The following is a 26,322-nucleotide window of genomic DNA, read 5'->3' as shown; positions in this document are numbered from 1 at the left end:
ATTTTCCGGCTGTTACAGCCATTCAATTATTCTGAAATCATTAGTATGAAACGAATGCACATCTCCATCACTGCTTTGTTAGCAGTATTCTTTCAAATAGCATCAGCTCAAATCGGAAGACCATTTATCCATGATCCATCAACCATTGTTGAATGTAACGGAAAGTATTATACGTTCGGCACCGGTGGCGGCGGATTAATTTCAGCAGATGGTTGGACATGGTATGGCGGTGCAGTAAGACCGGGAGGTGGTGCTGCTCCTGATGCAATTAAAATTGGCGACCGCTATCTCGTAATATATGGAGCAACCGGCGGATCAAGCAACCACAAAGGCGCCATTCTTACGATGTGGAATAAAACACTGGATCCAACATCACCCGACTTCAACTATTCTGAACCAATTGTTGTTGCCACATCTGATGGTTACGAAGAAAACGATGCCATTGATCCCGGTGTAATGTTAGACCCAAACACAGGACGTCTTTGGTTAACATACGGTACTTACTTTGGATTCACACGACTGATTGAATTGGATCCTAAAACCGGCAAACTCAAAGAAGGAAACAAACCTATTGATGTGGCCATTGTATGCGAAGCTTCCACATTAACGTATCGTGATGGTTGGTATTACCTCCTTGCCACACATGGCAGTTGCTGCGATGGTGCCAACTCAACTTATAATGTTGTAGTGGGTCGTTCAAAACAAATAACAGGTCCTTACCTCGATAACGTAGGAAGAAGCATGCTGGAAGGTGGCGGCAAAATGGTGGTAGCTACACGTGGAAACTTAATAGGTCCCGGACATTTTGGACACATCAAGCTGGAAAAAGGAGTTGAAAAAATGTCGTTGCATTATGAAGCAGATCTTGAGCAAGGCGGACGAAGTGTGTTAGGTATTCTTCCATTGGTTTGGAAAGATGGTTGGCCTGTAGCCGGAGAAAAATTTAAAGAAGGTACGTATGAAATTGAATCCGTAAGAAGAGGATATGCATTAGAGCTGGCAGTTGATTTTACAAGAATGCCTGGCGGCCCTCGTGGGTTTGGTCAACCAAACAATGAACCTATCAAACCTGTTCCACCGCAACAACTGGCAGATGTGATTAAAAACTGGCCAACAGGAACGATTAATTTGCGAATAGGTGATTATATGTCACGCCCGCATCAACAGTGGACGATCACAGATGCACCTGATACAACAGGCTATTTGGGCGGACCTTATTATAAAATTGTATTGGCAGGAACAGACCGCACATTAGCGGCTACTGCCGATGCTGAAGTAATTACTGTACCGGCATTTACCGGTGCGCCAGAGCAATTATGGCGAATCGATCAATTGACAGATGGCACCTACAGAATAATGCCGAAGATAATTCCCAATTCAGGGAAAAAATTGGTGCTGGTATCTTCAGGAGACAGCACTCCTGCGCTGGCAGAATTTGATTTTAACAGCGATAATTGTAAATGGAATTTCAGAGCTCACTGATTGTATTTTTTATATGAACGCATCATCCCGGGCTGACGTTGCCACTCCGGGATGATGCGTTTTTTTGTATTTCAAGTATCTCTTTTACCCGAACAGCAACCGTAACGTTTTGAAAGCTTTGAGCGTTGCACGAATGAATCAGTTTAACTAAAGAACTTTGTTGACTAATGTAATGCAGCCAAATATTCATACCATGCCGGTTGAACGAAAATGAGAACGTTACAGGTATGGTCTGCCTCCTCCCCGCAATCGAATCTGCATTTGGCTGTCTTACTTCAATCAAGTAGTTTTAAATTATTCAACCTGCTTTTATGAATTGGTATAACATCAACAATATTGACAGTATTGATACGCCTGCATTGCTTGTGTATAAAGAGCGTGTGCAGCAAAATATTGCTCATGCCATTGCTATGATCAAGGATGTAAACCTGCTTCGCCCCCATGTAAAAACAAATAAAACAGCCGAAGTATGTGCCATGATGATGGCAGCAGGTATTACCAAATTTAAATGTGCCACCATTGCCGAAGCAGAAATGCTGGCGATGTTGCATGCAAAGGATGTGTTACTGGCTTACCAACCCGTTGGACCAAAAGCAAAACGTTTATTGACACTGGTACAACAATACCCGCAAACAACATTCAGTTGCGTAACTGATAATGCGTATACGGCAACCGTCTTATCCAATTTATTTTCTTCAGCCAATAAAACCATTGCTGTTTATATTGATCTGAATACGGGCATGAACAGAAGCGGTATTAAACCAGCCAACGCATTTGCTTTAGCTGAACTGCTGTTAACATTACCCGGCATTGAGTTCAAAGGTCTGCATGCGTACGATGGACATTTAAGAGATACCGATCTGGAACAACGACAGCAAAAAAGCAATGCCGCATTTGATGAAGTACTTGCACTGGCAACAAAAATTGAAAAGCTCACCAACAAACCACTCACAATTATTGCAGGAGGATCACCCAGCTTTCCTACACATGTTAACCGACATGTAGAATGCAGTCCCGGCACATTTGTGTATTGGGATTGGGGTTACAAACAGCAGCTGCCCGATGAGCCGTTTGAGTATGCTGCACTTGTTGCAACAAGAGTGATCTCGATTGTAGATGAGCAAACCATCACCACCGATCTGGGGCACAAATCCATTGCTGCAGAAAATCCATTGCCCCGTGTACACTTTTTAAACGCACCCGATGTAACGCCTTATGCACAAAGCGAAGAACACCTGGTTGCAAAAGTTACCGATAGCAGTGCTTTTAAAGTAGGCGATGTATTGTATGGTGTGCCGGTACATATTTGTCCTACAGTTGCGTTGTACAATAAAGCTGTGGTTGTTGAAAATAACGAAGCTGTTACAACCTGGAAAGTTGTAGCAAGAGACCGTTCCCTTACCCTTTAAGTAACCCGCCCCCGCATTTCAACAACAACAAAAAGCAGAATGTATGAGATTGATCAGTGATGAAGAAAGATCCTTATCGTACCTTTTAATCTCCGATCCACAATTACGTACTGCATGAATCATAAAAAAAGTTTTTCGCAAAAGCTGCTGCGTTTCTGGAAAAAGCTCGGTCCCGGGCTGGTAACAGGCGCAAGTGACGATGATCCTTCCGGTATTGCTACGTACTCGCAGGCGGGTGCGGCCTATGGTTTATCTACACTATGGACATCCATTGTTGCTTTTCCGTTAATGGCCGTGATCCAGCAAATGTGTGCACGCATCGGCATCGTTACATCGCAAGGGTTAACAGGCACGTTGAAAAAACATTACCCACGGCCGGTGCTGTACCTCATGTTACTCTTCAGCTTTCCTGCTATTGTGCTCAACATTGGTGCAGATATTGCCGGTATGGGTGCTGTAGGCAACTTGTTGTTTCCTGCTATTGATGCAACGTACTTCAGTGTATTTTTTACGATGCTGCTCATCGGGCTCATCATTTATCTGCCCTATCAAAAAATTGCAGCCACGTTAAAATATCTCTGCATTGTAATGCTGGTATATTTTGTAGTGCCTTTTTTATACAAACAGGATCTTACTGCAATTCTCCGTTCAACATTCATTCCTGACATCCGTTTCAACAAAGAGTTCATTGCTATTCTTGTAGGTATTCTGGGTACCACTATTTCTCCCTACTTATTTTTTTGGCAGGCGGCTGTGGAAGTAGAAGAAATGAGACACAAGAAAAAACATTTGATTGTTGACAAAAAGCTGGTACATACCATCAACAAAGATGTGGATATGGGTATGACCTTTTCCGGTTTTGTGATGTACTTTATTATACTCACCACCGGTTCGGTTTTGTTTAAAGAAGGTATTCACCAGATCGATACCGTTGAACAGGCAGCCAGTGCCTTAAAACCCTTGGCAGGAAATTTAGCCTATCTCCTCTTTTCAATTGGCGTAATCGGCACAGGCCTGATAGCGATTCCTGTCTTAAGCGGTTCTATCTCGTACATCATCACCGAAACCTTTGGCTGGGAAGAAGGTCTCGATAAAAAGTTTCACGAGGCAAAAGCATTCTATGTCATCATTGCGCTTTCACTGCTACTCGGCCTCTCGTTAAACTATGTTGGAATCTCTCCCATAAAAGCATTGATCTATACAGCCATTCTTTACGGTATTACAGCACCGGTATTAATTGCCATCATCCTGCATATCTCCAACAACAAAGAAATTATGGGCAATAATGTAAACAGCCGTACAGAAAATATCCTCGGCATCGCTGCATTGCTGATTATGACGGTTAGTGCTGCTGTACTACTTTACCTGCAGTTTTTTACTGAATAAATTCCACAAAAAAAAGTTCATTTTCCGGGTTTGGCCTACCTGTTAGAAAGCAATGCACCATTTTCTTTTTTTTCAACATCACGTGAATAACAACTTCTGTTCATTCAACTGAATGGGGTTTATTTTACAGTCCGTTTCGGTTGACAATATGCTTTCCAGCACATTGCATTAAAAGGGAATCAGGTGTAAATCCTGAGCTATCCCCGTAGCTGTGAGTTCTTAATGTGAATGGTCAATGGTCAATAGTGAATGATTCTCTGATCGGAATCCCACTCACTATTCACAACTCACCACTCACCTGTTGAATCTACAAGCCACTGTCTTACCACTTGGTTGGATGGGAAGGTGTTCAACAGCGAACAAGTCAGAAGACCTGCCGGAGGATGAACAAGTTAAAGTCACAAAGCTTTCGGGTAGAAAAGTAATTGACTGATCGTATTCGCCACTTCTGTTGTGGCCTGTCCTGTCAGCACTATACTCGTCTTCCGAATTTAAAATGTAAAGAAGCAATTATGCAGCACGAAGAAGAAATCCTGTTAAAGGAAAACAAAGACCGTTTTGTTATTCTGCCGATTAACTATCCTGAAATATGGAAGCATTATAAGCAGCACGAAGCCAGTTTCTGGACGGCTGAAGAAATTGATTTGAGTGGTGATCTGAAAGATTGGGAAAACCTCAACGAAGGCGAACGTCATTTCATTTCGCATGTACTCGCTTTTTTTGCAGCAAGTGATGGTATCGTAAACGAGAACCTCGCTGTTAATTTCATGAGCGAAGTGCAGTTGCCCGAAGCAAGATGTTTTTATGGTTTCCAGATTATGATGGAAAACATTCACAGCGAAACATACGCCTTGCTGATCGATACCTATATTAAAGATCCGCAGGAAAAACATAAACTCTTCCACGCTATCGACACGGTACCTGCTGTAAAGAAAAAAGCAGAATGGGCGTTGCGTTGGATCGAGAACGGAAATTTTGCGGAACGCCTGGTTGCATTTGCTGCAGTAGAAGGTATTTTCTTCAGCGGTAGTTTCTGCTCTATTTTCTGGTTGAAGAAACGTGGACTGATGCCGGGCCTCACCTTCAGCAACGAGCTCATCAGCCGTGATGAAGGTTTGCATTGCGAATTTGCCTGCTTACTCTACAGCATGCTGCAAAACAAACTGAGTGAAGAACAGGTGCGCACCATTATTACCGATGCTGTAACCATCGAAAAAGAATTCATCACCGAAGCGTTGCCGGTGGCATTGATTGGTATGAATGCGAAACTGATGCAGCAATACATTGAGTTTGTAGCCGATCGTTGGTTAACAGAGCTTGGTTATTCAAAAGTGTACAACGCAACCAATCCATTCGACTTTATGGAAATGATTTCACTGCAGGGTAAAACCAACTTCTTTGAGAAGCGTGTAGGCGATTACCAGAAAGCAGGTGTGATGGGCGGAAAGGATACGCAGGTGTTTTCAACAGACGAGGACTTTTAAGATGTAGGATGTATGATGGCTGATGTCGGATTTAAAACCATCAGACATCATACATCAGAAATCAGACATCATTCATTATAAAACTTACACCCCATTATGTTTGTAGTAAAACGGAACGGCAAAAAAGAATCGGTAAAATTCGATAAGGTTACCGCAAGGATTGAGAAGTTGAGTTACAGTCTCAGCCCCATGGTGAACGTTATTGATGTTGCCAAAAAAACGATTGAAGGTATTTACGAAGGTGTGGCTACAACCGACCTCGATAACCTGGCAGCAGAAACAGCTGCTTCATTAACCATCACTCATCCGGATTATGCTATTCTTGCATCACGTATTGCCGTGAGCAACCTGCATAAGAATACCATCAAGAGTTTTTCGCAAACCATGCGGAATCTTTACAACTATGTTGATAAAGCAACCGGTAAAAAATTACCGTTGATTGCAGATGATGTGATGCAGATTATTGAAGAGCATGCAGAGTTGTTAGACAGCACCATTATTTACGATCGTGATTTTGCATTTGATTATTTCGGTTTTAAAACACTGGAAAAATCATACCTCTTAAAAATCGACGGAAAAATTGCAGAACGTCCGCAGCACATGTACATGCGTGTAGCTGTAGGCATTCATAAAAACGATATCGACAGCGTCATCAAAACGTATCACCTGATGAGTGAACGCTGGATGACGCATGCAACACCTACACTCTTCAACGCAGGTACGCCGAAACCACAGATGAGTTCCTGTTTTCTTTTAACCATGAAGGAAGACAGCATTGATGGTATTTATGATACGCTGAAACAAACGGCGAAAATTTCGCAGAGTGCAGGTGGTATAGGTTTGGCTATTCACAACATCCGAGCAACGGGTAGTTATATTGGTGGCACCAACGGTACCAGCAACGGTATCATCCCCATGCTGCGTGTGTTTAACGATACGGCCCGTTATGTAGACCAGGGCGGTGGTAAACGCAAAGGCGCTTTTGCTATTTACCTCGAGCCATGGCATGCCGATGTGTTTGAGTTCCTCGATCTGCGCAAGAACCATGGTAAAGAAGAAATGCGTGCAAGAGATCTGTTCTATGCATTGTGGATTTGTGATCTGTTTATGAAGCGTGTGGAAGCAAACGGCGAATGGAGTTTGTTCTGTCCCAACGAAGCTCCCGGCTTAAGCGAATGCTGGGGCGAAGAGTTTGAAAAGCTGTACACACAATACGAAGCCGAAGGAAGAGCAAGAAAAACCATCAAGGCACAGGATCTTTGGTTTGCTATTCTGCAATCGCAGATTGAAACAGGTACGCCGTACATGCTGTATAAAGATGCGGCCAACAGCAAATCAAATCAACAGAACCTCGGTACCATCAAGAGTTCGAACCTGTGTACAGAGATCATGGAATATACCAGTCCTGATGAAGTGGCGGTATGTAACCTTGCATCGTTGGCTCTCCCCCGTTTTGTGATTGATGGAAAGTTTGATCATGAAAAATTATACGAGGTAACGTACGAAACAACCAAGAACCTCAACAAGATTATTGATAACAACTACTACCCTGTTGAAGAAGCAAAGAACAGCAACATGCGTCACCGCCCGATTGGTTTAGGTGTACAGGGTTTGGCTGATGTGTTCATCTTACTGCGTTTGCCGTTTGAAAGCGACCTCGCCAAAATGCTGAACAAAAATATTTTCGAGACCATCTACTTTGCTTCAATGACAGCAAGTAAAGACCTTGCGAAAGAACAAGGGCCTTACGAAACCTTTGCAGGTTCACCGGTATCGAAAGGAATTTTCCAGTTCGACATGTGGGGTGTTACACCAACCGACCGTTGGGATTGGGCTACACTGAAAGAAGAAGTAAAACAATATGGCGTACGAAACTCTTTACTGGTTGCACCAATGCCTACTGCTTCTACTTCGCAGATCTTTGGCAACAACGAATGTTTCGAACCATACACCTCCAACATTTATACACGCCGTGTATTAAGTGGTGAGTTTATTATTGTGAACAAGCATTTGCTGAAAGACCTGGTAAGCCTCGGCTTGTGGAACAATACGATGAAGAACAAGATCATTGCAGCAAACGGTTCTATCCAGAATATTGATGAAATACCGGCTGATATTAAAGAACTGTACAAAACAGTTTGGGAAATCAAGCAACGCAATATCATTGATATGGCTGCCGATCGTGGAGCGTACATCTGTCAATCGCAATCGTTGAATCTTTTTGTTGATAATCCGACTGCTTCTAAATTGACTTCGATGCATTTCCACGCATGGAAAAAAGGTTTGAAGACAGGTATGTATTACCTGCGTACACAAGCGGCAACGCAAGCGGTGCAGTTTACAGTAGAGAAACAGGCAAGTGCAGATATCAGCCCGGTGATTCCTTCAACTGAAAAAACAAACAACGCACAAACAACCACCGACATTGAACCTACACAGGTTGATGGCCCTACCTGCAGCATGCAGGATGGTTGTATCAGTTGCGGTTCGTAATTGTTGTTGTATAAATTTGCAATCCCCTTGTTGATGAAGCAAGGGGATTTTTGTTTTTGTTTATGGAGTGATAACAACGATTGAGAAATTTGGTTTTACATTAATTGTCGTATAATTTAGTAGATAAGCAATAATTAATCAATTTTATGGATAAACCATTTCTAATAAATGCAGCAAAGAATTTAGCAAATAGCAACCAACCTGCACCCTCTACCTATGTAAGCATTCTTGAATTTTTGCGAATCTATGCAGGTGAAAAAAGTTCGTTTTACAAACAGGTAAACAATTTCAAAAACTCGCATGAGCATAATGCGGCTCTTGCTAAAATGATTTTAAAAGGTTTTATTACATTTTTAGAGAATGGACTTACAGATGGCATTTCTATTGAGCGTAAAGCTCAAATGGATGTAGTCTCTGATATTTTAGAACAAGCCAATCAATTGTTAGACACAAAAGGTGTTCATTCTGCAGCTGCTTGTGTTTTAATAGGAGCCTCACTTGAAGAATTTCTGAGAAATTGGGTGGAAGATAAAAATTTAGATTTAGGGAACTTAAAACCTGGTATTGATACATATACCAAAATTCTTAAAGAAGCAGAATTAATAACTAAGCAAGACTTTAAAGACATCACATCATGGGCTGGTCTTAGAAACCATGCAGCTCACGGAGAATGGGATTTAGTTTGTGACAAAAGCAAAATTTCCCTGATGCTGCAAGGAGTAAATTTATTTTTGAGAAAGTACAGCACTTAGTTAATATTTTTTTGCCAACCGGTTTACAAGCGTACATGGTGAAACAGACTCGTCGTATAATGGAAACGAAAAAGTAATTCTGGCGAGTCCTTTGCAGAAGACTCGCCTACAAAAAGTGCCCACTCGATGAAACCCCGGGTGAACAAAAGCACTATAAACTTTTCAATCATGATAAGAATAAACCCATCAGGAAGTTTTTTAATGAATTTTTGTTATGTCAATTTATGGAGCAATGAAGGTAAAATCAGCCTACTGTCAGGTGGAAATCTATTTGACAAACTACAATTTCAGCTAGTGAAAAGAAGAACAAAATCTCTTTTGATAAAAACCATGAACTGTATTCATGGTAAAAGAGAGATGGACTTTGAAGGCATTCTAAGCAATCTTTCTTTCAATAGAAATGATATTTGGGACAGGCTCTTTATTTATACCATTATTAATCACGTTGTTTTTAACACAGCTAATGGTATCAAGTTCACAACTGAAAATAACGTAGAATCAGTATTATCAACTTTTCTTTCAAAAATAAAAGTTGAGCAAAATACGCCGTCTGAAATATTAGATTTAAAAATTGAAAAAATTAAGCTTAACACTAAGATGGAACTATTGCAATTAACTGCATCAAAATTTACACAACAATAATCAACAGCCTATTTTTTATCCGTTGGCGTTTCACCAACCGAAATAAAGGCATAAATTTTTAGTTGTTGAAAACACCAACAATTAAAACAACTTATCAGTTTTATTTTGGCTCGCTAAACACCAATATCATCCCAACAACACTCACAAGAAGCGCTGCAATTGCTAATGGCAACACATTCGCTATCATAAAGTGATTGATGATTTTCTTATCGGTTGGTGTCTCCACCAACCGAAACCAGAATGTTGTAAATTTAATTCATGCACCTACAACATGCCAGACAAGGCCAAATGGAAACCGCACTCTGTTATTTCTATACAGATACAATCCAGGATTTTAAACCATTATTGGCTGATGATGAATGTAAACAAATCTGCATTGATTCATGGAAATATTTAACCGAACGAAAACTCATAACTATTTACGGGTATGTCATCATGCCAAATCATATTCACCTGTTGTGGATGATGAACGATCTTAACGGAAAAGAAAGCCCTGCCGGTAGCTTTGCCAAGTTTACAGCCCACCGGTTTAAGCAATTACTTACTATCAAAGATCCGGAATCTTTGCAGAACTATCATTCAAAGAAAACAGATCGAGCTTTCCAGTTTTGGAAACGGGATCCATTAGCTATTGTAATCAGTTCGAAAAAAGCATTGCTGCAAAAGCTTGACTACATTCATAATAATCCAATTCAAGAAAAATGGAATCTTGCAGATTTGCCTGAACGTTATCGATGGAGCAGCGCCGATTTCTATCTAACAGGAAAGAATGAGTTTGGTATACTGACGCATTATGATGAATAACTGGTATGTTTGTTTCGGTTGGTGGAGACACCAACCGATAAAAAAAGTCAATCAAAATGAAACTAAGTAACTCGTTCAGTGGCGCTTTAAGAACATTTGCATACTTTATGGCAAGTGGAACTCAATACACGCTTGAAGGCATAGATTACTTACCACTGTATGGAGAAGAACCGAGTGCAATTGAGCAGGTGTTTGCCATTTATGCTAATGTGATAGAGATTGATGAAAATGGCAATGTATTGAATGCTAAATATGCTGAAAAAAGAGCTACAGATTACTTGCGATCTTATTGCGATCCGTCATTTGTGGTTGTGCCTCCATATGAACACTGGGAAGTAGAACTTAATGAGCCCCCACCCTTGAAAGATATTAATAGCTGAATTTTCCGTCGTCACCTAAAGCACAAGAAGATGAAGTATAAGATAAAACAATATGATACTTTCACACTTGGGAAAGATGTCAATCTAGCAATAGTCAAAGGAATGGCAGGTGTTGTACTTGAAATTTGGAGCGACGATAGCTATGAAGTTGAATTTGTAAAACCTGATGGCACAAATTATGAGCTCAATGGCCAGTTTATATTTACTATTGACCGGTGATATATAGGTGAAATAACTTGGACTCAACCTGATTAGCCGAATCCAATTACTCTGCTTTGATGCATGCGTATCGTTTTTGGTAAAAAATTTTTAGGTTCACTAAACACCAATATCATCCCAACAACACTCACAATCAGCGCTGCAATTGCTAATGGCAATACACTCGCAATCATAAAGTGATTGATGATTGTGCCAATCAACGAACCGATAAAGAAAAACAAGGTTCCATACACCGAAGCGGCAATACCTGCTTTGCTCCCCATTGGCTCAAGGGCTAATGCACTGCCGTTGGGATCGGCGGCTACAGTAAACGACATCAACAAACCAATACACACAACAAAATACCAGAGCGGAAGAGGATTATCGATAATGAAATGCAATGCAACAAACAACAGCGATACCAGCATGTAGGCCGTAAGAAAAAAGCGCAACACTCTTTTCGCACCAAAGCGTTTGGTAAAATAAGAATTGCTTAACGCAAACACGGCCATCACTGCACCGATTGTTCCGAATATCCAGGGAAACAGCGCAGGTTGCAGATACAACTCTCCAATGATCCGTTCCGAACTGGAAACATAAGCAGTAAGAATAGAAAAGATGATGGTGGCTGTAATGCAGTAACGCATAAACAGTCGGTTGGTAAGTACATACCATAACTGCGGCATGCTTTTAAGAAAGCTTGTTTGCAACCGTGCCTCTGCAGGAAGTGTTTCTGTTAACCGGAATGACCATATAAAAACCGGAATAGCAAACAACGGCGGTATAAGAAATACCACCTGCCACGATGAGTGCTGCAATACAAACGATCCCAACGCAGGTGCTATGACCGGTGTAAGCAACATAATGGTTAATACAAACGACATCACCCTGGCCATTTCACTTCCGGCATACTGATCTCGCACAGAAGCAATGGCCGTCATAAGTACTGCTGCTGCTCCCATGCCGCTGAAAAACCGCAGCACCAGCATCATGCTGAGAGCAGGTGCAAATACCGTTGCAATACCGCAAAAAATATAAATAACAAAACCAATGCGTAAAACAGGCAGGCGGCCATACCTATCGGTTAAATAACCAAAGAAGATTTGCGTAATCTGTCCCATAAAAAAATAAGAGATCAGGTTAGCAGTGGCCGGACTGTTATCGGGTAAACCAAAATGCTGACGGATCGCTCCCAACGCCGGCAACATAATATCAATACCCAGTGCAGTGAGTATCATGGAACAGGAAGTAAACACAATTACTTCTTTTGTAGAAACAGAGCGTCGGGTTGTTTGCATGAATAAAATTGGGCTGCAAGCTAACGAATCGAATGAATATATTTTTTCTCGCTGTTGTTTAAACTTCCTGCCAAAAAAGGATTTGATTCCGTTCTTCTTTACCTATCATTCGTTTGCTTGTCTGCACCTACCTTTGCCTGTTCTTACAATCGAAACGAACTGTTTATACAACGCATGAAAGCATTAAAAGAAAAAATTGCCGCCCGGGAAAACGGACTATTGCTGTACAGCTTTGCACCGCCGAAAATCACCACAGCAGCAGAAAAACTGCAGACCATTGCCGAAAAGCAGATCAACCGCATCAACAACCTTGCAATTGACGGCTTGATCCTCTACGATATACAGGATGAAAGTGAACGTACCAATGAGCAACGTACGTTTCCATTTATCCAGACTGTTCCGCCCGAAGAATATTTCAGGTATTATCTCAACGGCATCAAGGTGCCGGGCATCATTTATAAAAGCATTGCCAACCAGACAAAAGAAAGCTTTAACGAGTGGTTGAGCAACAACAAAGACCTGGAGAACTTTGTGTTTGTGGGTGCATCATCCAGTGCACAAATAGCCGCAACGAATTTTGCGTTGACGGATGCCTACGATTTGCGAAAAGATCAGCACCAGCATTTATTGCTCGGCGGCATAACAATTCCTGAACGCCACTCGAAGAAAGGCGATGAACACCAACGCATTTTTTCGAAAACAACAAAAGGCTGCAGCTTCTTTGTATCGCAATGCGTGTACAATGTGTACGAATCGAAAAACCTCCTCTCCGATTATTATTACGATGCCATTGAAAACAAGTACGAATTGCAACCCATCTTCTTTACCCTCAGTCCCTGTGGCTCAATCAAAACGCTGGAGTTTATGAAATGGCTGGGCATTGAAGTACCCAAGTGGTTGTACAACGATCTGAAACATGCAAAAGACATTTTAGAAACATCCGTGCGTACATCGATCCTGATTGCAGATGAACTGTTAGAATTTGCTGCTCAGAAACAGATACCCATTGGATTTAATGTAGAAAGTATTTCGAACAAAAAAGATGAAATTGATGCCGCAACAGAAATACTCAATAACATAGCAGCTCGTTTGCAGAAAGAACGCAAACCAATTACTGCTGAAAAGATTGTTGCAGCAAACGTATAACAGCGTACTCGTTTTTTTTAAAGCAGAATAAAAATAAACCCTTTGTTGATGCAACAAAGGGTTTATTTTTTGCTTTCAGTTTGTTGTTTGTATTGCTCAGGCCGGTAAGGGTGTTTGTACATCTTTAATAACAATACGTTTTAAGCCCGACGGCATTTTCCACACCACTTCTTCACCTTTGCGGAAGCCGATGATGGCAGCAGCCATGGGCGACAGTACCGATACAAACTTGCGTTTAATATCAGCTAAAGAAGGCATCACAATCGTAAACTCATGCAGCTTCTTTGTTTCCACATCTTCAATACTTACCGTAGATCCGATGCGAATGGTGTTGGGTGGAAACGAATCGTTCTTCACAACAATAGCACGGGCTATTTCATGTGCAAGACTCATTTCGTCTTGTTTAGCAGAACCGGAAAGTGATACCAATTGTTTCAGCTTGGAAAAATCTTCTTCGCAAAGAACCACAGGGTTCAATTCGTTGTTCATAATGACTGTATTTAAAAAATGAAAAATAAAACGCCCCTATCGGTTAAATACAACCAACAGGGTTAAGTGAAAGAAAGAGAAATGCGTATGTATTGCAGTAATGCATAAACGGCAAAGATAACTGCATCCTGTTGTTGTAAATGTTATGAACTTGTGAAGGATGCTATTAAAAAACGGATTCGACCTGACAGGTTAAGCTTTCACTACCATTTACCAGATTAAATGCTAACTGCACGATGAACATAAACCTGTCAGGTCAAGCTTACGAGTTGGAGTCATTGTAGCAAATTCTACAATTTAAAATTCAACGTTACACTGGGTATAATCGGAAACAGTGATACCTGTCTTGCTTCCACTTGTAAATTACCCTGCAGCGGATTGCCTTGCTGATCGTAGTAAATAAAATAAGGATTTTGACGGCTATAGGCATTGTACGCACTGAACACCCACTCTGTTTTCAGCTTCTTTACTTTCTTAGGTTGCGGTGTGTACACAGCCGAAAGATCTAAACGATGATAGGCAGGTAAACGGTATTGATTGATGCGGCTGTACTGCTGCGTTAGTACACCATCAACCAAAAAGAAACGCTCAGGGAGTGTAAACGCATTGCCTGTGCCAAAGACAAACACCGCCGAATAACGCCATTTTTTGTTTTGCTGGTAATTGGTAACAATACTCAGATCGTGCCGGCGATCGTAACGGCCGGGATATTTTTGACCATCATTCAAATCGGCAAAACGTCGCCACGTCCATGAAAGCGTATAACCGATCCATCCTGTGAAATTGCCTCTTGCTTTGTTTACATAAAACTCAGCACCATAACTCCACCCTTTTCCGAATACAAAACTTTCTTCAGGGTCACCAATACCCGGCGTGTATCCTTCTTTGTATTCGATCTGGTTCTGCATGGTTTTGTAATACACTTCCACCGATGTTTCCCACATATTGTCTTTAAAGTTTTTAAAGAAACCTGCGGCATACTGCCAGCCGATCTGTGGTTTAACCCTGTACGTACTCGGTACCCAGATATCGGTTGGCAAGGTTGTACCCGAATTACTTACCAAATGAATAAACTGCAGGTTACGTGTTACTGCCGCTTTCAACGATGTTTCATCATCCAATGCATAACGCATCGTTACACGTGGTTCTAAACCGCCATAGGTTTTAATGTTATCGCCTCTGCCATAAACGGTGCTGTCGAGCTTATTGCCATCTGCATCTTTTACAAACAGTTTATACGGACCAACCTGCTGAAAAGCTGTATAGCGGATACCGTAATTAATTTTCAATGCATCGTTCACCTCCCAATCATCCATCACGTACGCTGCCATTTCATGTGCAAACTTGTTGTTGACTGTTTGTGGTTCAAACGAAATGTCACCGCTTTTTCCACTGGCAGTTTGCGGATTGAATTTGTGATACGTATAGTTGATGCCGTACTTTAACTGGTGATTGTTGACAGGGTAATAATCAAAATCAATCTTCGCACTTACATCACGTATGGCTGAATTAAGATTGATTTCGAAATTACTTTGTTTACCACCGAAGGCAAATTGGTAATCGTTCCATACAACCGAGGTGTTGGAAAATAATTTACTGTTGAACACATGGTTCCACCGTATCGTTCCTGTTGAATTACCCCAGGGAATGCGTGCACCAAAGCTGCGTTCTTTGTTGTTGAAGGTAAACACATCTCTTCCGAAATAACCGCTGGCATACAGGCGGTCTTTCTCCGAAAATTTATAGTTGAATTTGGTGTTGAGATCGTAGAAATAATAACCGCTGCCATAGAACGCACTTTCTTTTTTAATAAAAGGCTTCACCAACACATCGAGATACGTTCGTCTCGCAGATATAATGAATGAAGCTTTTTCTTTTACAACCGGACCTTGAATAGAAACACGGGAAGACACATTACCAATACCGCCTTCTACCTGGAATTTTTTGTTGTTGCCTTCCTTCATGGCAATATCTACAACACTGCTGATGCGGCCACCGTAGTTAGCAGGCATGCCTCCTTTAATCAAACTCACGTTCTTCAACGCATCGCTGTTAAACACTGAAAAGAAACCAAACAGGTGACCGGGATTGTACACCACTGCATCGTCGAGTAGCATTAAATTCTGATCGGGGCCTCCACCACGTACATACAGCCCGCTGTTGCCTTCGCCTGCGTTGCGTACACCGGGCAATAGTTGTAATACTTTAATCGGGTCTACTTCTCCTGCAAATGCCGGCACCGCCTTGATCTGGTTCATGCTCAGTTCAAACTTGCCCATCTGTGCACTCTTCACATTCAGATCACGCTTTTTGGAATAGATAATCACTTCCTGCGCAATGGCAATGCGTGGAGCAAGATCGAAATTGAGCTGGGTATTACTTTTTAAATCGAGCACAATTTCTTTGGCTACAAAACCCACATGCGAAACTGTGAGTGTGTAATTGCCTTTATCGAGTGTAATGGAATAAAAACCGTATTGGTTAGAGCTGATGCCTTTGGTGCGCCCTTGAACGCTGATGGTGGCTCCAATAATGGTTTCATTGCTGGTACTGTCTTTTACATAACCGCTGATGGTGAATTTCTCTTGTGCGGTAGCCGAAACGACTGTTGCAAAACAAATGAGCAGTGAAATGATAGGTTTCAATAAATGATGCATGCGGCTATGTCCTGTTTTAAAGTCCCCTCTATTACAAGCAAACGGTGTTTTTGTTTAAATGAAACAACCCAACCCATCAATCATTCTCATGTGTAACAACATGCCGCCCCTCCAAGGAGGGGATAGACAGTGTGATATTTTAAAAGTGAATGATCGAAAGACTATCAACTACCAACTATCGGCTAATGGCTAATAGCTACCAGCTCCCCACTCATCAATCATCTTAGTATTTCAACGTCTCCTTCACTTCACCACAGGTGAGCATTTTTTTACCGAAGTAAGGATTCATAATGCTGTCGGCACTGCTGAGCCAGTAGGCTCCTTTATCGTTGAATGCCATTGGGCAGTATTGATAGTAAATGGTGGCACCGGTTGGTTTGATCACACGTACCATGTCGTAAAATGCATTCGAAACCATTTCGAACGATTCACGTTTTTTCTCCAGTTCTTTTTCACCCAGCATACCACTGATTTCTGCAGCCACATCGCCTGCACGGCCATCAATACTTGTAAAACCAAGACTATCGAATTGCTTTACTTCATCCAGTTTTAAACTGTCGAGCAAACCTTTTAAAGCTACTGCAGCTGTATTCACTTTTGCAGTATCGCTTGCTACAAACGCATCTTTGAGGTTGTAATACGCATTCAGCACATTCGTCATCGACTGGTTAAAGGTTTCGCTGTACGCATAGCCTGCTGCTTTGGGTTGTTCGGGAGCTGCGGTTGTTTCTTCCGATTTTTCATCTTTGTTTTTACAGGCCACCACCAATAAAACAACAGAGAGGATAAGCAAAGTCTTTTTCATACAAAAAATTTTGGGCAAAGATAAGACCTACCTTCTCAACTTTTTACGTCACTCTCGACTACGCTCGATTGACTTACCCGCCCTTCGACTCCGCTCAGGACGCACACTTCGTACTTCGTACCGCATACATCGTACTTCTTACCTCTCTCCCCGTACTTAAACCTTATCTTTGCGGCTCATTTTTATAAATTATGTTAGCTGGTTTTCAGAATGTAACGTTTGAGTTTGGCGCAAGAGCCATTGTGGAAGATGCAACCTGGCACATTCATCCCAATGAACGCATTGGTTTGATCGGGTATAACGGCACGGGCAAATCAACCCTGCTGAAGTTGCTGGTGGGCGAATACCAGCCATCGAAAGGCGAAGTGATCCGCAGCCGCAACACCAGTATTGGTTACTTGCACCAGGATCTGTTGAGTTTTGATACCAGCGAATCGATTCTGCAGGTGGCGTTGGGTGCGTTTGAAAGAGTATTGCTGCTGGAAAAAGAAATTGAAGAATTAGGCAAACAGCTGGAGCAAAATCATGAAGATGAAGCACTGCTTCACCTCTACAGCGATAAGCTGCACGAAATGGATACGTTGGATGGGTACAATATCCATCACAAAACAGAAGAAATTCTGCAGGGGCTTGGTTTTGCCAATGCCGATCTGCAACGTCCATATAAAGAGTTCAGCGGTGGCTGGCGCATGCGTGTGTTACTGGCAAAAATGATCTTACAACAGCCCGATCTCTTGTTATTGGATGAACCGACGAACCACCTTGATCTTCCCAGTATTGAATGGTTAGAAAAATATTTGCTGCACTACCAGGGTTCTGTTGTGATTGTATCGCATGACCGCTGGTTCCTTGATCGAATGGTAACAAAGATTGTGGAAGTGTTTCAACAAGGTCTGCATATTTACGGCGGCAACTATTCCTTCTATCAAAAGGAAAAAGAAGTGCGGATGGAACTGCAGATGAAAGCCTTCGAAAACCAACAGGATTTCATTCGTCAGCAGGAACGTTTTATTGAGCGCTTCCGTGCAAAAGCAAGCAAGGCTGCTGCTGCACAAACAGCCATTAAGAAATTAGAAAAGCTGGATGTGATTGAAGCGCCAACGAATGACCGTCCGAATATCCGCATCAACTTTTCGGTAGATAAAATGCCCGGCAAAGTATTATGTGAGCTAAAGCATATTACTAAACATTACGGCAGCACACGAATCGTAACAAATGGCAATGCCGAAATTGAACGGGGCGATAAGATTGCATTGATTGGTGCGAATGGTAAAGGGAAATCAACCCTGCTGCGCATTATTGCCGGCGTTGAAAGTTTTGAAGGCGAACGCAAATGGGGACATAATGTAGACGAAAGTTTTTATGCACAGCATCAGTTGGAGTCATTAGGGTTGAATCACACACTGCTGGATGAATTAAAAACCTGTGGCACGCAGAAAACTGATCAGGAGTTGCGTACACTGCTGGGTTGCTTTTTGTTTGGAGGCGATGACATTGATAAAAAAATCAAGGTATTAAGTGGTGGTGAAAAAGCAAGGATTGCCTTAGCAAAAACAATCATCAGCAAGGCCAACTTCCTCATGCTCGACGAACCGACGAACCACTTAGATATGCACTCGGTTGAATTGCTCATTGAAGCATTGAACAAATACCAGGGCAGTATCATTTTGGTGAGTCACGATCGTTTCTTTGTATCGCAAACGGCGAATAAGATCTGGGAAATTGTAGATGAAGAGATCAAAGAATTTAAAGGCACTTACACCGAATACTTAGAGTGGAAAGAACGGATGGCAAAGAGAGCTGCCGAGAATAAAGAGCCGGCAGCCGGTAGTGAGAAGAAGGCCGAAGTAAAAAAAGTAGTGGAAGAAAAACCAGCACCAACACCTGCTCCTGTTGCCGAAATCAAAGTGGTGATTAACAAAGAAGCGAAGAAAGAATTGCAGAAGCAACAACGCATACTGCAACAGCTCGAAGAGAAGATCAACGCTGTTACCATCGAAAAAAACAAGATGGAAGCGCAACTCTCCGACCCTGCTACGTATTCGGATAAAGACAAGTTTAAACAAACCGAAACTGCTTATCAACAGCTCAGCAAAGAATTAGCACAGCTCAACAAAGAATACGAAGCTGCGTTTGAGAAAGTGATGGAGTTGGAGAGTAAGATGGGGTGATGGAATTTGCAATAGTGAATAGACAATAAACAAACTTTACTGAAAGATATTATGTTTAAATACCTCTTCATTTATGTTTAGATTGCTACTCACAATAATATCTTTCCTATTTCTTCTAACAATTTCTTGTAATTCACCACACAAAAAAAATAATGAAAACAGTGTTGATTCAGTTAAACAAACCATTCATACTTTAAGGAGCATTGGCTTTTTTAGAAAATATGAAAGCTTGAGCAATGAACAATTATTCGATACACTTCACCAGCAAAGAATAGCTGAACATTCTAAAATGTTTAAAGAATTCTATGATCCGGGAATGAAATTAGAAAAATACGAAGTGCTTATGCTTGATCAGGAAAGAGCTGTTTATGGTGATGCAGAATCGGATGTTGGCAAAGACAATAATCAATACGTCTCACTTCTAAAAATCTTTTCCGAAGCATCCGCTGGATATTTTCAACCAACCGAAATTATTGAAACATGGGAAACTGAAAATGGTCCAATTCATGTTTCATTTAAAGAAAAAGGAGAAGAAATTAAATTCGACCCAACTTACCATGATGATTGGCTTTCCGAAGAAGTTTTTGATATCATCAATCAACAAATGATAAAAAATGGGCATGAGAAATTTTACATGTACTTAGGAAAAGATGGTTTGGGGCTTGGCCAGTTTTTTTTGTATATCCGTCTAACGGAATCTCAAAAACAAGCTCTTGAAAATACTTTTGGTTGGAAATTTTCTAAATAAAAAAGCCATCCTTAAGAATAAGGACGGCGTATTTACCTATAAGAGAACCAACAGTCTTTTGAATAGCTTAAAGCGATTGTTCACTTACAATTCTGTAAGTACCATCGTTGTTTATTTGTTTAATGCGATAAAATGTCTTGGTAGTTGCCGCCTGTTTCATGCGGGCTTTGTACTTATAATGTGCATCTTCACTGAAACCGCCTAATACAATGGCAAACGTTTGAAAAGTTTTGCCATCTGCGCTGCTTTCTATTTCATAATAGATTTCTTTCGGCTCGTTCTCTGCTTTCCACTGTAAAATAATGTGTGCTGCTTTTTGCTCGATCTGCACATCATATACTCGAGGCCATGATTTGATAGAAGGAATTGTTCCGCTGATTCCTGTGTTACTGATAAACAGCATCAGCAAGGTTACAATTACAGGTACGACTCTTGTTTTCATGTATACAAATTGATTAAAATACAATCTCGGGCTTAGGATTGGAATCAATTTGGTTAATAGAGGAATTTTGGAAAGGGCTTCCGGATATAGGGATTGTAAATGAGGGAATTAAATCGGGAAAGAAATTAGTTTAGGGCCGGATTCAATTCTGACCGTAAAATTACGGCCAGAATTGAGATATGCAAATTTTTGACAGATTATTTTTTTTTCGGCCATCCGTTACTGTTATTAACGGTAATTGAACTTCATCCCTACGGTTACAAAGAAATAGTCGGGTATGTAATTGGCAGAGTAATAAAAATTCCCCCGTTTGAACCGCTTGGTATTATACTCCACCCCTGTTATCCAGGAGTTTTTATTCAGCGATTTAAAGTTTGCCGATACCTGTTTGCGTACAAACCCGCCGTACATTCTTACAGCCTTCGTTAATTTATAACCGGCCTGCACATTCAGCAGCAGTGGTTGATCGTTATCGAGCAACGCAAAATAACCAACAGCAAAAGTTGTTTTCTTTGCTGCATACCCCACACTTAAATCGGCACCTGCATTGCCATGTGTGGTAACTCCTCCACCAGCCTGCACATACATTTGCGAATAACCGGCTGCAGCAGTGAGCATACAAATACAGAACGTAAAAATCTTTAGCATTTTTTCTCTTTTTTTATATAAGCAATGAGAGATGCTGTTTCAAGCGTTATGTTACGGTTCTTTCAGAAGTATTGGTTGCTGTGCTTTGTTATTACAAATAAAACGAAAGCTTGTTCGGTGAGTTGAAAGCGGTAGCGGAGTTTTGCGAAGGAGATTGGTACGAATTGTTCTTCTTACAGAAGCTGGATTTAAAAACGGGCAACTAAATATAGAAGTATTGTGGCAGGTAATTGCAAAATAGATTGTCTGTTTTTTGTCTGATTCAGAAAAAAAAGCAAAATAATTACTGCACGAACAAAATATTAAATGCAAACACTTACTCAATCTCAGTATAGAAGAGGGCCGTCAAAAAAACTGCTGCTGCAGGTATACTGAAATCATGACTGCCAAACTGAATTTAATGGCTGCAGAAGTGCCTTAAAATAACAAAGCCGCTGTAAAGCGGCTTTGCGTGTGATCCGGATTGGATTCGAACCAATGACCCTCAGCTTAGAAGGCTGATGCTCTATCCAGCTGAGCTACCGGACCAGCTTTCGATTAAGAGGCAGCAAAGATAATTTTTAGTACCATTGCATCCAAACGTATTGTGCATGGATGTTCAAATAGAAGAAAGCTGGAAAAATGAACTGAAGCAGGAGTTTACAAAAGCCTACTTTCAACAGATCGTTGCCTTTCTGAAAACAGAACGCATTCAGGGTAAAACCATTTATCCGCCCGGGCCACTTATATTTAATGCATTTGCACAAACACCGTTTCCCAACGTAAAAGTGGTTATCCTGGGACAGGATCCTTATCATGGTGCAGGCCAGGCGCATGGTTTGTGCTTTTCGGTGCAGGATGGCGTACAGCCCCCACCCTCGCTGGTAAATATTTACAAAGAAATTGAAAGTGATATAGGTGTTGGCATGCCCCCCAATTATGGCAATCTAACCAAATGGGCACAGCAGGGTGTGTTGTTGCTGAATGCGTTTTTAACTGTGCGGGCAAACGAAGCTGCCAGCCATTCGAAAATTGGCTGGGAAAATTTTACCAATGCTGTAATCCGCAAAATTTCCGACGATAAAAAAGGGGTTGTGTTTTTGCTGTGGGGCAAATTTGCACAGGAAAAGCAAAGCCTCATTGATGAAACCAAACACTTTGTGCTCAAAGCGGCGCATCCATCGCCCCTCAGCGCTTACAATGGATTTTTTGGCTGCAAACATTTTTCAAAAACAAACGAACTGCTGTTACAACAAGGACTTGAACCCATTGACTGGAAACTACCATAATGCAACTACTTAAGAACATACTCGGTCGATTTTTTGCAGCATGGGCAATGCTTACGTTTATTGCCACGATGCTGATTGTGTTGATACCAACCGCTTTTCTTGGTTTTTGGTCCGAACCCAAACGCACTATTCTTTTTATCCGCCTCTCCAGAATATGGATGGCCGTATGGCTGCCGCTTGCAGGTATTCGTCTGATCATAAAAGGCAGGGAAAAATTTGCCAAAGGCGAGAACTACGTGGTGGTTTGCAACCACAATTCGTTCATGGATGTGCCGGTAACATCGCCGGGTATTCCGGGCGGCAATAAAACCATTGCTAAAATTGAGATGGCTCGTATTCCGCTCTTTGGTCTTATTTATAAAAGAGGCAGTGTACTCGTTGATCGCAAGAGCGAAGAAAGCAGGTTAAAAAGTTATACTTATATGAAGCGTGTACTGGAAATGGGACTGCACATGTGTATTTATCCCGAGGGCACACGCAATAAAACTAACAAGCCCTTAAAAGAATTTAAAGACGGAGCTTTCCGACTGGCTATTGAAACAGGCAAACCGGTAATTCCCGCCGTGTTGTTCAACACTAAAAAAGTATTGCCGCAGCACAAAGCGTTTTACTTCTGGCCATCAACAATTGAAATGCATTTTCTCGATCCCGTTACAACAGAAGGATTACAGATGACAGATGTAAAGCAACTGAAAGAAACCATCTTCAACAGCATGTGGCAGTATTACGAAACCAATGCCTGATTACTGTGGTAAATTGTAAAAGAAGCGTGAACGGTTAATCCGCAGATCACGCAACAATGCCGATTTGGGATTAATGCTGATGCTGAACGAACGGTAAATACCAATCGGTGTTACGTTAATGGATAATTGCCAGCAATGCAGATCTCTTGAAATAGATGTTGTAAAGTATTGCAGCTTTCTTGTTTGAATATCGAAGGTACCACTACCCTGCATTTTCCACTTCTCCGTTAAATTAAAATCGCCGTTGAAGTTAATAGACTGTGCAAGCACGGTTTCAAAACCCGAATAATCCCGTTTCAGCTGCCGTGTAAAGTTCAACGAATACGACAGGTTCAAACTCCAGGGAATATTAAAATCAACAAACTCATTAGGGTTCCGGCGGATGGCATTGAGCTCTCTGCTTTGCTCATCGTAAGTACCATTGTTGCGTCTGTTCTTTTCAATTTCCTGTTTCTCTTTTTCTTTCTTCTCATCTTTCGGCTTGCTCTTAAACTGTGTACTTACCGAAACAAAACCACTGGTAAAACGGCCTAACGAAAACTTATCGCCTCCCTGCCAGGTGTACAATTGTTTCCGGAAACCCGTTGTTTTATCGAGTTGGTAAGGCGTAACATTCGCACCCGCTGTTAAACTGATTTTTTCAAACAGGTTACTGCGCAGGTATAAATTAAAATCACTCAGCGGAAACGAATCGGCCAGCATATTATAACCCGTCGATAAACCGAAACCATCAATCAGCCTAACTTTTTTGGTTGCAGATTCCGAGGTATCTTTTTTATCCCGCACTTTCATCTCCAGGTTATTGTCGAGCGTAAAACTGATAAAGCCCGATTGCCCCTCAGCTAAACCACCATACAACGAACCATCAAACTTATTAAAACGGTAAGTACGTCCGGTTGAATCAACCTGTTCGGTATACCATTGATCCCTTGCCATATTCGGCCGGTAACTTAAACCAAGTGTAGGACGTACAACATGACGCAGTGCTTTTACATTGCTGTTCTTGTTTTTAAAATTCAGCGTACCAAACAAAGCGGTGCTGAAATTGAGACCAAAACTCATTTGTCTGGCCGCATAAAAACCTTTGTTCACAATAGTATCAAGTTTCTTTGTAGCAGGGTTCCACTTACGGAAAAACTCCTGTGCATACCAGGTTTCATCGAAACTGATGGCGGGACCAACCTGCAAAGGACCCAACTGCGGTAACGATAACTGAATGGGTACACTATGCCTTGCTCCCCATTGAAATGTATCGATGAGTTGTCGTAAACTGAATGCTGTATCGTAAAACGAAAACTGATTCTTGAATGTACCATTGTAAGCCACACCCAGCTTCTCGTACCATTTGGGAGCACCCACCATTTCTTTTTTCTGGAACGGATAAATGGTGTTCATCGTAAAACCAACATCGGGCAGGTTTACATTAAAGAGTTTGGTGTTGGTGTTCTGGTTATGATTGGCACTAACCGTTAAGTTAAATGGTTTACCTGCCCAGCTGCGTTGATAAGCAATAGACGATGTAAGTGTGTTATTAAAGTTTTGCACCGCATTACTCGGGAAAAAGCGGTTGAACAGACTCGTTGCAACGTTTACGTTGGCACTGAACGTTTGACCGGGTCTTGCTTTTCCGTCTAAGGCATGATTCCATTGTATGGAAAAGTTGCGGCTTGGCGGACGGTAATCGGGATCGCCTTTAAACCCGATTTTATTATTCATATAACTCAGGTTAAACCCGCCGCTGTAACGGTAACGCTTACGGTACTGGGGCGATAGAAATAAATTATACGATCCGTAAGAGTAGATGTTGGCACGGATAGTAGCATCCCAATATTCGCCGATTGTTTTATAATAACCCAACCCCTCTAAACCAAAACCCAACTGGTCGTTGGCTACAGGTTGCGGTGGAAGTAAACCTGTTCTTCTGCCCTGCTTCATCGGGAAGATACCGAATGGCAAACCAATTGGTATAGGTATGTTCTCCACTTCAGGTCTTACCGATCCGGTAACAGCAATATTATTACTGATGAACTTTACCTTTTTTGCTTTGAATGCAAAGTGTGGCGTATCGTAATTACAAACAGTAAACCTTGCTTTCTCTGCAAAGAAAACTGTGGGGCTGATGCGTTTTACTTTTTCACCGTAGATAAACATCTCCCCTTCCTGTGTATAGGTGCCAATGGTTAAACCCCGTTGTGTTTTAAAATTGTAACGAATGGTATCGGAAGTAAATGCACTCTCTGCCTGTTTAAAGGCAGGCACACCAACACGCTTACCGGCAGAGTCTTTGGTTGAATAAGCTGTTAACAGTTGTGTTGGCTGATCGAGCCGGATAACCGATGCATCGAGCGATACATCTTTGAACTTTACCGAAGCTTTGTTGTACAGGTAAATCTGTTTGTTGGGAATATCCAATACCATCGAATCTTCTGCTTCAAATTCAACCGGCGCATCAATGGTATCTTTCGATAACTTCAAATCAAATGTATCAACCTTAGTTACGAGTGAATCTTTTTTGCGTAAAGAATCGACAACAGGTAAGGTATCATTGGTTTTCGGAACCGTATCATTTAACAGAACGTTTATGGACTGTTGCTTTGTACGCAACGTCTTTCCTTCAACAGCTGCTGCTTTTTTTGTTGCTGTTGCCGCAGATGATTCGTTGCCGGAAATTGTTAAAGCTTGCAGAAAATAGTCCTGCACACGAAATGCGCTTCGGCCTTCAACCGTTAAGCCATACAGTAACAACAGGGTTAATGCAGCAAATAAAACAGATTTATAGTTAACTTTACAGCGCTTATACATATGCTATGGCGGCAAAAATAACCACATTTGCATTAACGAACTGTGAATGTTGTTTTTAATGACGAACCCATAAAA

General features: G+C 41.5%; 22 protein-coding genes, 1 tRNA gene and 1 riboswitch. Of the genes, 15 read left to right on the top strand and 8 right to left on the bottom strand.

The annotated features are described in order from the left end of the window. The first annotated feature begins 45 nt into the window (after positions 1 to 45). From IQ13_RS01155 to IQ13_RS01110, 10 genes are all read left to right on the top strand, one after another. A complete protein-coding gene (locus IQ13_RS01155) occupies positions 46 to 1,482 on the top strand; it encodes a family 43 glycosylhydrolase (RefSeq protein WP_144883676.1) in 1,437 nt (478 codons plus the stop codon). A gap of 311 nt (positions 1,483 to 1,793) precedes the next feature. Further along, the gene (locus tag IQ13_RS01150) at positions 1,794 to 2,891 is read left to right on the top strand and encodes a D-TA family PLP-dependent enzyme (RefSeq protein ID WP_144883674.1); all 1,098 of its coding nucleotides are present in this window, start codon (positions 1,794 to 1,796) and stop codon (positions 2,889 to 2,891) included. A gap of 114 nt (positions 2,892 to 3,005) precedes the next feature. After that, the gene (locus tag IQ13_RS01145) at positions 3,006 to 4,277 is read left to right on the top strand and encodes an NRAMP family divalent metal transporter (RefSeq protein WP_144883672.1); all 1,272 of its coding nucleotides are present in this window, start codon (positions 3,006 to 3,008) and stop codon (positions 4,275 to 4,277) included. 120 nt (positions 4,278 to 4,397) lie between these two features. Next, positions 4,398 to 4,672, top strand: a riboswitch (cobalamin riboswitch). A 117-nt stretch (positions 4,673 to 4,789) separates the two neighbouring features. Continuing rightward, the gene (locus IQ13_RS01140) at positions 4,790 to 5,761 is read left to right on the top strand and encodes a ribonucleoside-diphosphate reductase small subunit (protein ID WP_144883670.1); all 972 of its coding nucleotides are present in this window, start codon (positions 4,790 to 4,792) and stop codon (positions 5,759 to 5,761) included. A 96-nt stretch (positions 5,762 to 5,857) separates the two neighbouring features. After that, positions 5,858 to 8,254, top strand: coding sequence for a ribonucleoside-diphosphate reductase subunit alpha (locus IQ13_RS01135; protein ID WP_144883668.1), 2,397 nt, complete (start codon positions 5,858 to 5,860; stop codon positions 8,252 to 8,254). Between the two features lie 146 nt (positions 8,255 to 8,400). Next, positions 8,401 to 9,006, top strand: coding sequence for a hypothetical protein (locus IQ13_RS01130; protein ID WP_144883666.1), 606 nt, complete (start codon positions 8,401 to 8,403; stop codon positions 9,004 to 9,006). A gap of 168 nt (positions 9,007 to 9,174) precedes the next feature. Continuing rightward, positions 9,175 to 9,648, top strand: a complete 474-nt coding sequence (locus IQ13_RS01125) for a hypothetical protein (RefSeq protein WP_144883664.1) — start codon at positions 9,175 to 9,177, stop codon at positions 9,646 to 9,648. Positions 9,649 to 9,906: 258 nt separating this feature from the next. Further along, positions 9,907 to 10,452 carry a transposase gene (locus tag IQ13_RS01120; RefSeq protein WP_199758144.1) on the top strand — a complete coding sequence of 182 codons (546 nt, stop codon included), beginning with the start codon at positions 9,907 to 9,909 and terminating at the stop codon, positions 10,450 to 10,452. A 56-nt stretch (positions 10,453 to 10,508) separates the two neighbouring features. Next, positions 10,509 to 10,832 (top strand): DUF7677 family protein, encoded by a 324-nt coding sequence (locus IQ13_RS01115; protein ID WP_144883662.1) that lies wholly within the window; start codon positions 10,509 to 10,511, stop codon positions 10,830 to 10,832. Between the two features lie 30 nt (positions 10,833 to 10,862). Next, complete coding sequence (locus IQ13_RS01110; RefSeq protein WP_144883660.1) at positions 10,863 to 11,051, top strand: hypothetical protein; 189 nt, start codon at positions 10,863 to 10,865, stop codon at positions 11,049 to 11,051. Positions 11,052 to 11,083: 32 nt separating this feature from the next. On the opposite strand, the gene IQ13_RS01105 is transcribed toward IQ13_RS01110, so the two are convergent. After that, complete coding sequence (locus IQ13_RS01105; protein WP_144883658.1) at positions 11,084 to 12,328, bottom strand: MFS transporter; 1,245 nt, start codon at positions 12,326 to 12,328, stop codon at positions 11,084 to 11,086. 174 nt (positions 12,329 to 12,502) lie between these two features. Between IQ13_RS01105 and IQ13_RS01100 the strand changes: the two genes are divergently transcribed. After that, a complete protein-coding gene (locus IQ13_RS01100) occupies positions 12,503 to 13,474 on the top strand; it encodes a 5,10-methylenetetrahydrofolate reductase (RefSeq protein WP_144883656.1) in 972 nt (323 codons plus the stop codon). A 96-nt stretch (positions 13,475 to 13,570) separates the two neighbouring features. On the opposite strand, the gene IQ13_RS01095 is transcribed toward IQ13_RS01100, so the two are convergent. From IQ13_RS01095 to IQ13_RS01085, 3 genes are all read right to left on the bottom strand, one after another. Then, positions 13,571 to 13,963: a GreA/GreB family elongation factor gene (locus IQ13_RS01095; RefSeq protein ID WP_144883655.1), complete on the bottom strand. Its 393-nt coding sequence runs from the start codon at positions 13,961 to 13,963 to the stop codon at positions 13,571 to 13,573. A gap of 290 nt (positions 13,964 to 14,253) precedes the next feature. Further along, positions 14,254 to 16,620 carry a TonB-dependent receptor gene (locus IQ13_RS01090; protein ID WP_144883653.1) on the bottom strand — a complete coding sequence of 789 codons (2,367 nt, stop codon included), beginning with the start codon at positions 16,618 to 16,620 and terminating at the stop codon, positions 14,254 to 14,256. Between the two features lie 223 nt (positions 16,621 to 16,843). Further along, positions 16,844 to 17,425, bottom strand: coding sequence for a DUF3347 domain-containing protein (locus IQ13_RS01085; RefSeq protein WP_144883651.1), 582 nt, complete (start codon positions 17,423 to 17,425; stop codon positions 16,844 to 16,846). Positions 17,426 to 17,616: 191 nt separating this feature from the next. Between IQ13_RS01085 and abc-f the strand changes: the two genes are divergently transcribed. Both abc-f and IQ13_RS01075 read left to right on the top strand, forming a co-directional pair. Further along, positions 17,617 to 19,596, top strand: coding sequence for a ribosomal protection-like ABC-F family protein (gene abc-f / locus IQ13_RS01080; protein ID WP_144883649.1), 1,980 nt, complete (start codon positions 17,617 to 17,619; stop codon positions 19,594 to 19,596). 73 nt (positions 19,597 to 19,669) lie between these two features. Continuing rightward, positions 19,670 to 20,344, top strand: coding sequence for a hypothetical protein (locus IQ13_RS01075; RefSeq protein ID WP_144883647.1), 675 nt, complete (start codon positions 19,670 to 19,672; stop codon positions 20,342 to 20,344). A 67-nt stretch (positions 20,345 to 20,411) separates the two neighbouring features. Here the strand turns inward: IQ13_RS01075 and IQ13_RS01070 are convergent, their stop codons facing one another. The 3 genes from IQ13_RS01070 to IQ13_RS01060 all read right to left on the bottom strand — a co-directional run bounded on the left by IQ13_RS01070 (position 20,412) and on the right by IQ13_RS01060 (position 21,962). After that, entirely contained in the window at positions 20,412 to 20,786 is a 375-nt protein-coding gene (locus tag IQ13_RS01070) for a hypothetical protein (protein WP_144883644.1), read from the bottom strand. Positions 20,787 to 21,014: 228 nt separating this feature from the next. Then, positions 21,015 to 21,434: a hypothetical protein gene (locus IQ13_RS01065; protein ID WP_144883642.1), complete on the bottom strand. Its 420-nt coding sequence runs from the start codon at positions 21,432 to 21,434 to the stop codon at positions 21,015 to 21,017. Positions 21,435 to 21,888: 454 nt separating this feature from the next. Then, positions 21,889 to 21,962 (bottom strand) — tRNA-Arg (locus IQ13_RS01060). Between the two features lie 62 nt (positions 21,963 to 22,024). Here IQ13_RS01060 and ung point away from each other — a divergent pair. Both ung and IQ13_RS01050 read left to right on the top strand, forming a co-directional pair. Next, the gene (ung, locus tag IQ13_RS01055; RefSeq protein ID WP_144883640.1) at positions 22,025 to 22,702 is read left to right on the top strand and encodes a uracil-DNA glycosylase; all 678 of its coding nucleotides are present in this window, start codon (positions 22,025 to 22,027) and stop codon (positions 22,700 to 22,702) included. Beyond that, positions 22,702 to 23,445 carry a lysophospholipid acyltransferase family protein gene (locus IQ13_RS01050; RefSeq protein WP_144883638.1) on the top strand — a complete coding sequence of 248 codons (744 nt, stop codon included), beginning with the start codon at positions 22,702 to 22,704 and terminating at the stop codon, positions 23,443 to 23,445. Before ung ends, IQ13_RS01050 begins: the two co-directional genes overlap by 1 nt. On the opposite strand, the gene IQ13_RS01045 is transcribed toward IQ13_RS01050, so the two are convergent. After that, on the bottom strand, positions 23,446 to 26,247 hold the full coding sequence (locus tag IQ13_RS01045) for a putative LPS assembly protein LptD (protein WP_144883636.1): 2,802 nt from the start codon (positions 26,245 to 26,247) through the stop codon (positions 23,446 to 23,448). Positions 26,248 to 26,322 lie beyond the last annotated feature (75 nt).

Source organism: Lacibacter cauensis, from assembly GCF_007830055.1.
GTDB lineage: Bacteria > Bacteroidota > Bacteroidia > Chitinophagales > Chitinophagaceae > Lacibacter > Lacibacter cauensis.
This window is presented reverse-complemented; position numbering and strand designations above follow the sequence as displayed.

Coding starts and splice junctions, on each gene's coding strand:
- IQ13_RS01155 (WP_144883676.1), top strand. CDS start 46: ATGAAACGAATGCACATCTCCATCACTGCTTTGTTAGCAGTATTCTTT.
- IQ13_RS01150 (WP_144883674.1), top strand. CDS start 1,794: ATGAATTGGTATAACATCAACAATATTGACAGTATTGATACGCCTGCA.
- IQ13_RS01145 (WP_144883672.1), top strand. CDS start 3,006: ATGAATCATAAAAAAAGTTTTTCGCAAAAGCTGCTGCGTTTCTGGAAA.
- IQ13_RS01140 (WP_144883670.1), top strand. CDS start 4,790: ATGCAGCACGAAGAAGAAATCCTGTTAAAGGAAAACAAAGACCGTTTT.
- IQ13_RS01135 (WP_144883668.1), top strand. CDS start 5,858: ATGTTTGTAGTAAAACGGAACGGCAAAAAAGAATCGGTAAAATTCGAT.
- IQ13_RS01130 (WP_144883666.1), top strand. CDS start 8,401: ATGGATAAACCATTTCTAATAAATGCAGCAAAGAATTTAGCAAATAGC.
- IQ13_RS01125 (WP_144883664.1), top strand. CDS start 9,175: ATGATAAGAATAAACCCATCAGGAAGTTTTTTAATGAATTTTTGTTAT.
- IQ13_RS01120 (WP_199758144.1), top strand. CDS start 9,907: ATGCACCTACAACATGCCAGACAAGGCCAAATGGAAACCGCACTCTGT.
- IQ13_RS01115 (WP_144883662.1), top strand. CDS start 10,509: ATGAAACTAAGTAACTCGTTCAGTGGCGCTTTAAGAACATTTGCATAC.
- IQ13_RS01110 (WP_144883660.1), top strand. CDS start 10,863: ATGAAGTATAAGATAAAACAATATGATACTTTCACACTTGGGAAAGAT.
- IQ13_RS01105 (WP_144883658.1), bottom strand. CDS start 12,328: ATGCAAACAACCCGACGCTCTGTTTCTACAAAAGAAGTAATTGTGTTT.
- IQ13_RS01100 (WP_144883656.1), top strand. CDS start 12,503: ATGAAAGCATTAAAAGAAAAAATTGCCGCCCGGGAAAACGGACTATTG.
- IQ13_RS01095 (WP_144883655.1), bottom strand. CDS start 13,963: ATGAACAACGAATTGAACCCTGTGGTTCTTTGCGAAGAAGATTTTTCC.
- IQ13_RS01090 (WP_144883653.1), bottom strand. CDS start 16,620: ATGCATCATTTATTGAAACCTATCATTTCACTGCTCATTTGTTTTGCA.
- IQ13_RS01085 (WP_144883651.1), bottom strand. CDS start 17,425: ATGAAAAAGACTTTGCTTATCCTCTCTGTTGTTTTATTGGTGGTGGCC.
- abc-f (WP_144883649.1), top strand. CDS start 17,617: ATGTTAGCTGGTTTTCAGAATGTAACGTTTGAGTTTGGCGCAAGAGCC.
- IQ13_RS01075 (WP_144883647.1), top strand. CDS start 19,670: ATGTTTAGATTGCTACTCACAATAATATCTTTCCTATTTCTTCTAACA.
- IQ13_RS01070 (WP_144883644.1), bottom strand. CDS start 20,786: ATGAAAACAAGAGTCGTACCTGTAATTGTAACCTTGCTGATGCTGTTT.
- IQ13_RS01065 (WP_144883642.1), bottom strand. CDS start 21,434: ATGCTAAAGATTTTTACGTTCTGTATTTGTATGCTCACTGCTGCAGCC.
- ung (WP_144883640.1), top strand. CDS start 22,025: ATGGATGTTCAAATAGAAGAAAGCTGGAAAAATGAACTGAAGCAGGAG.
- IQ13_RS01050 (WP_144883638.1), top strand. CDS start 22,702: ATGCAACTACTTAAGAACATACTCGGTCGATTTTTTGCAGCATGGGCA.
- IQ13_RS01045 (WP_144883636.1), bottom strand. CDS start 26,247: ATGTATAAGCGCTGTAAAGTTAACTATAAATCTGTTTTATTTGCTGCA.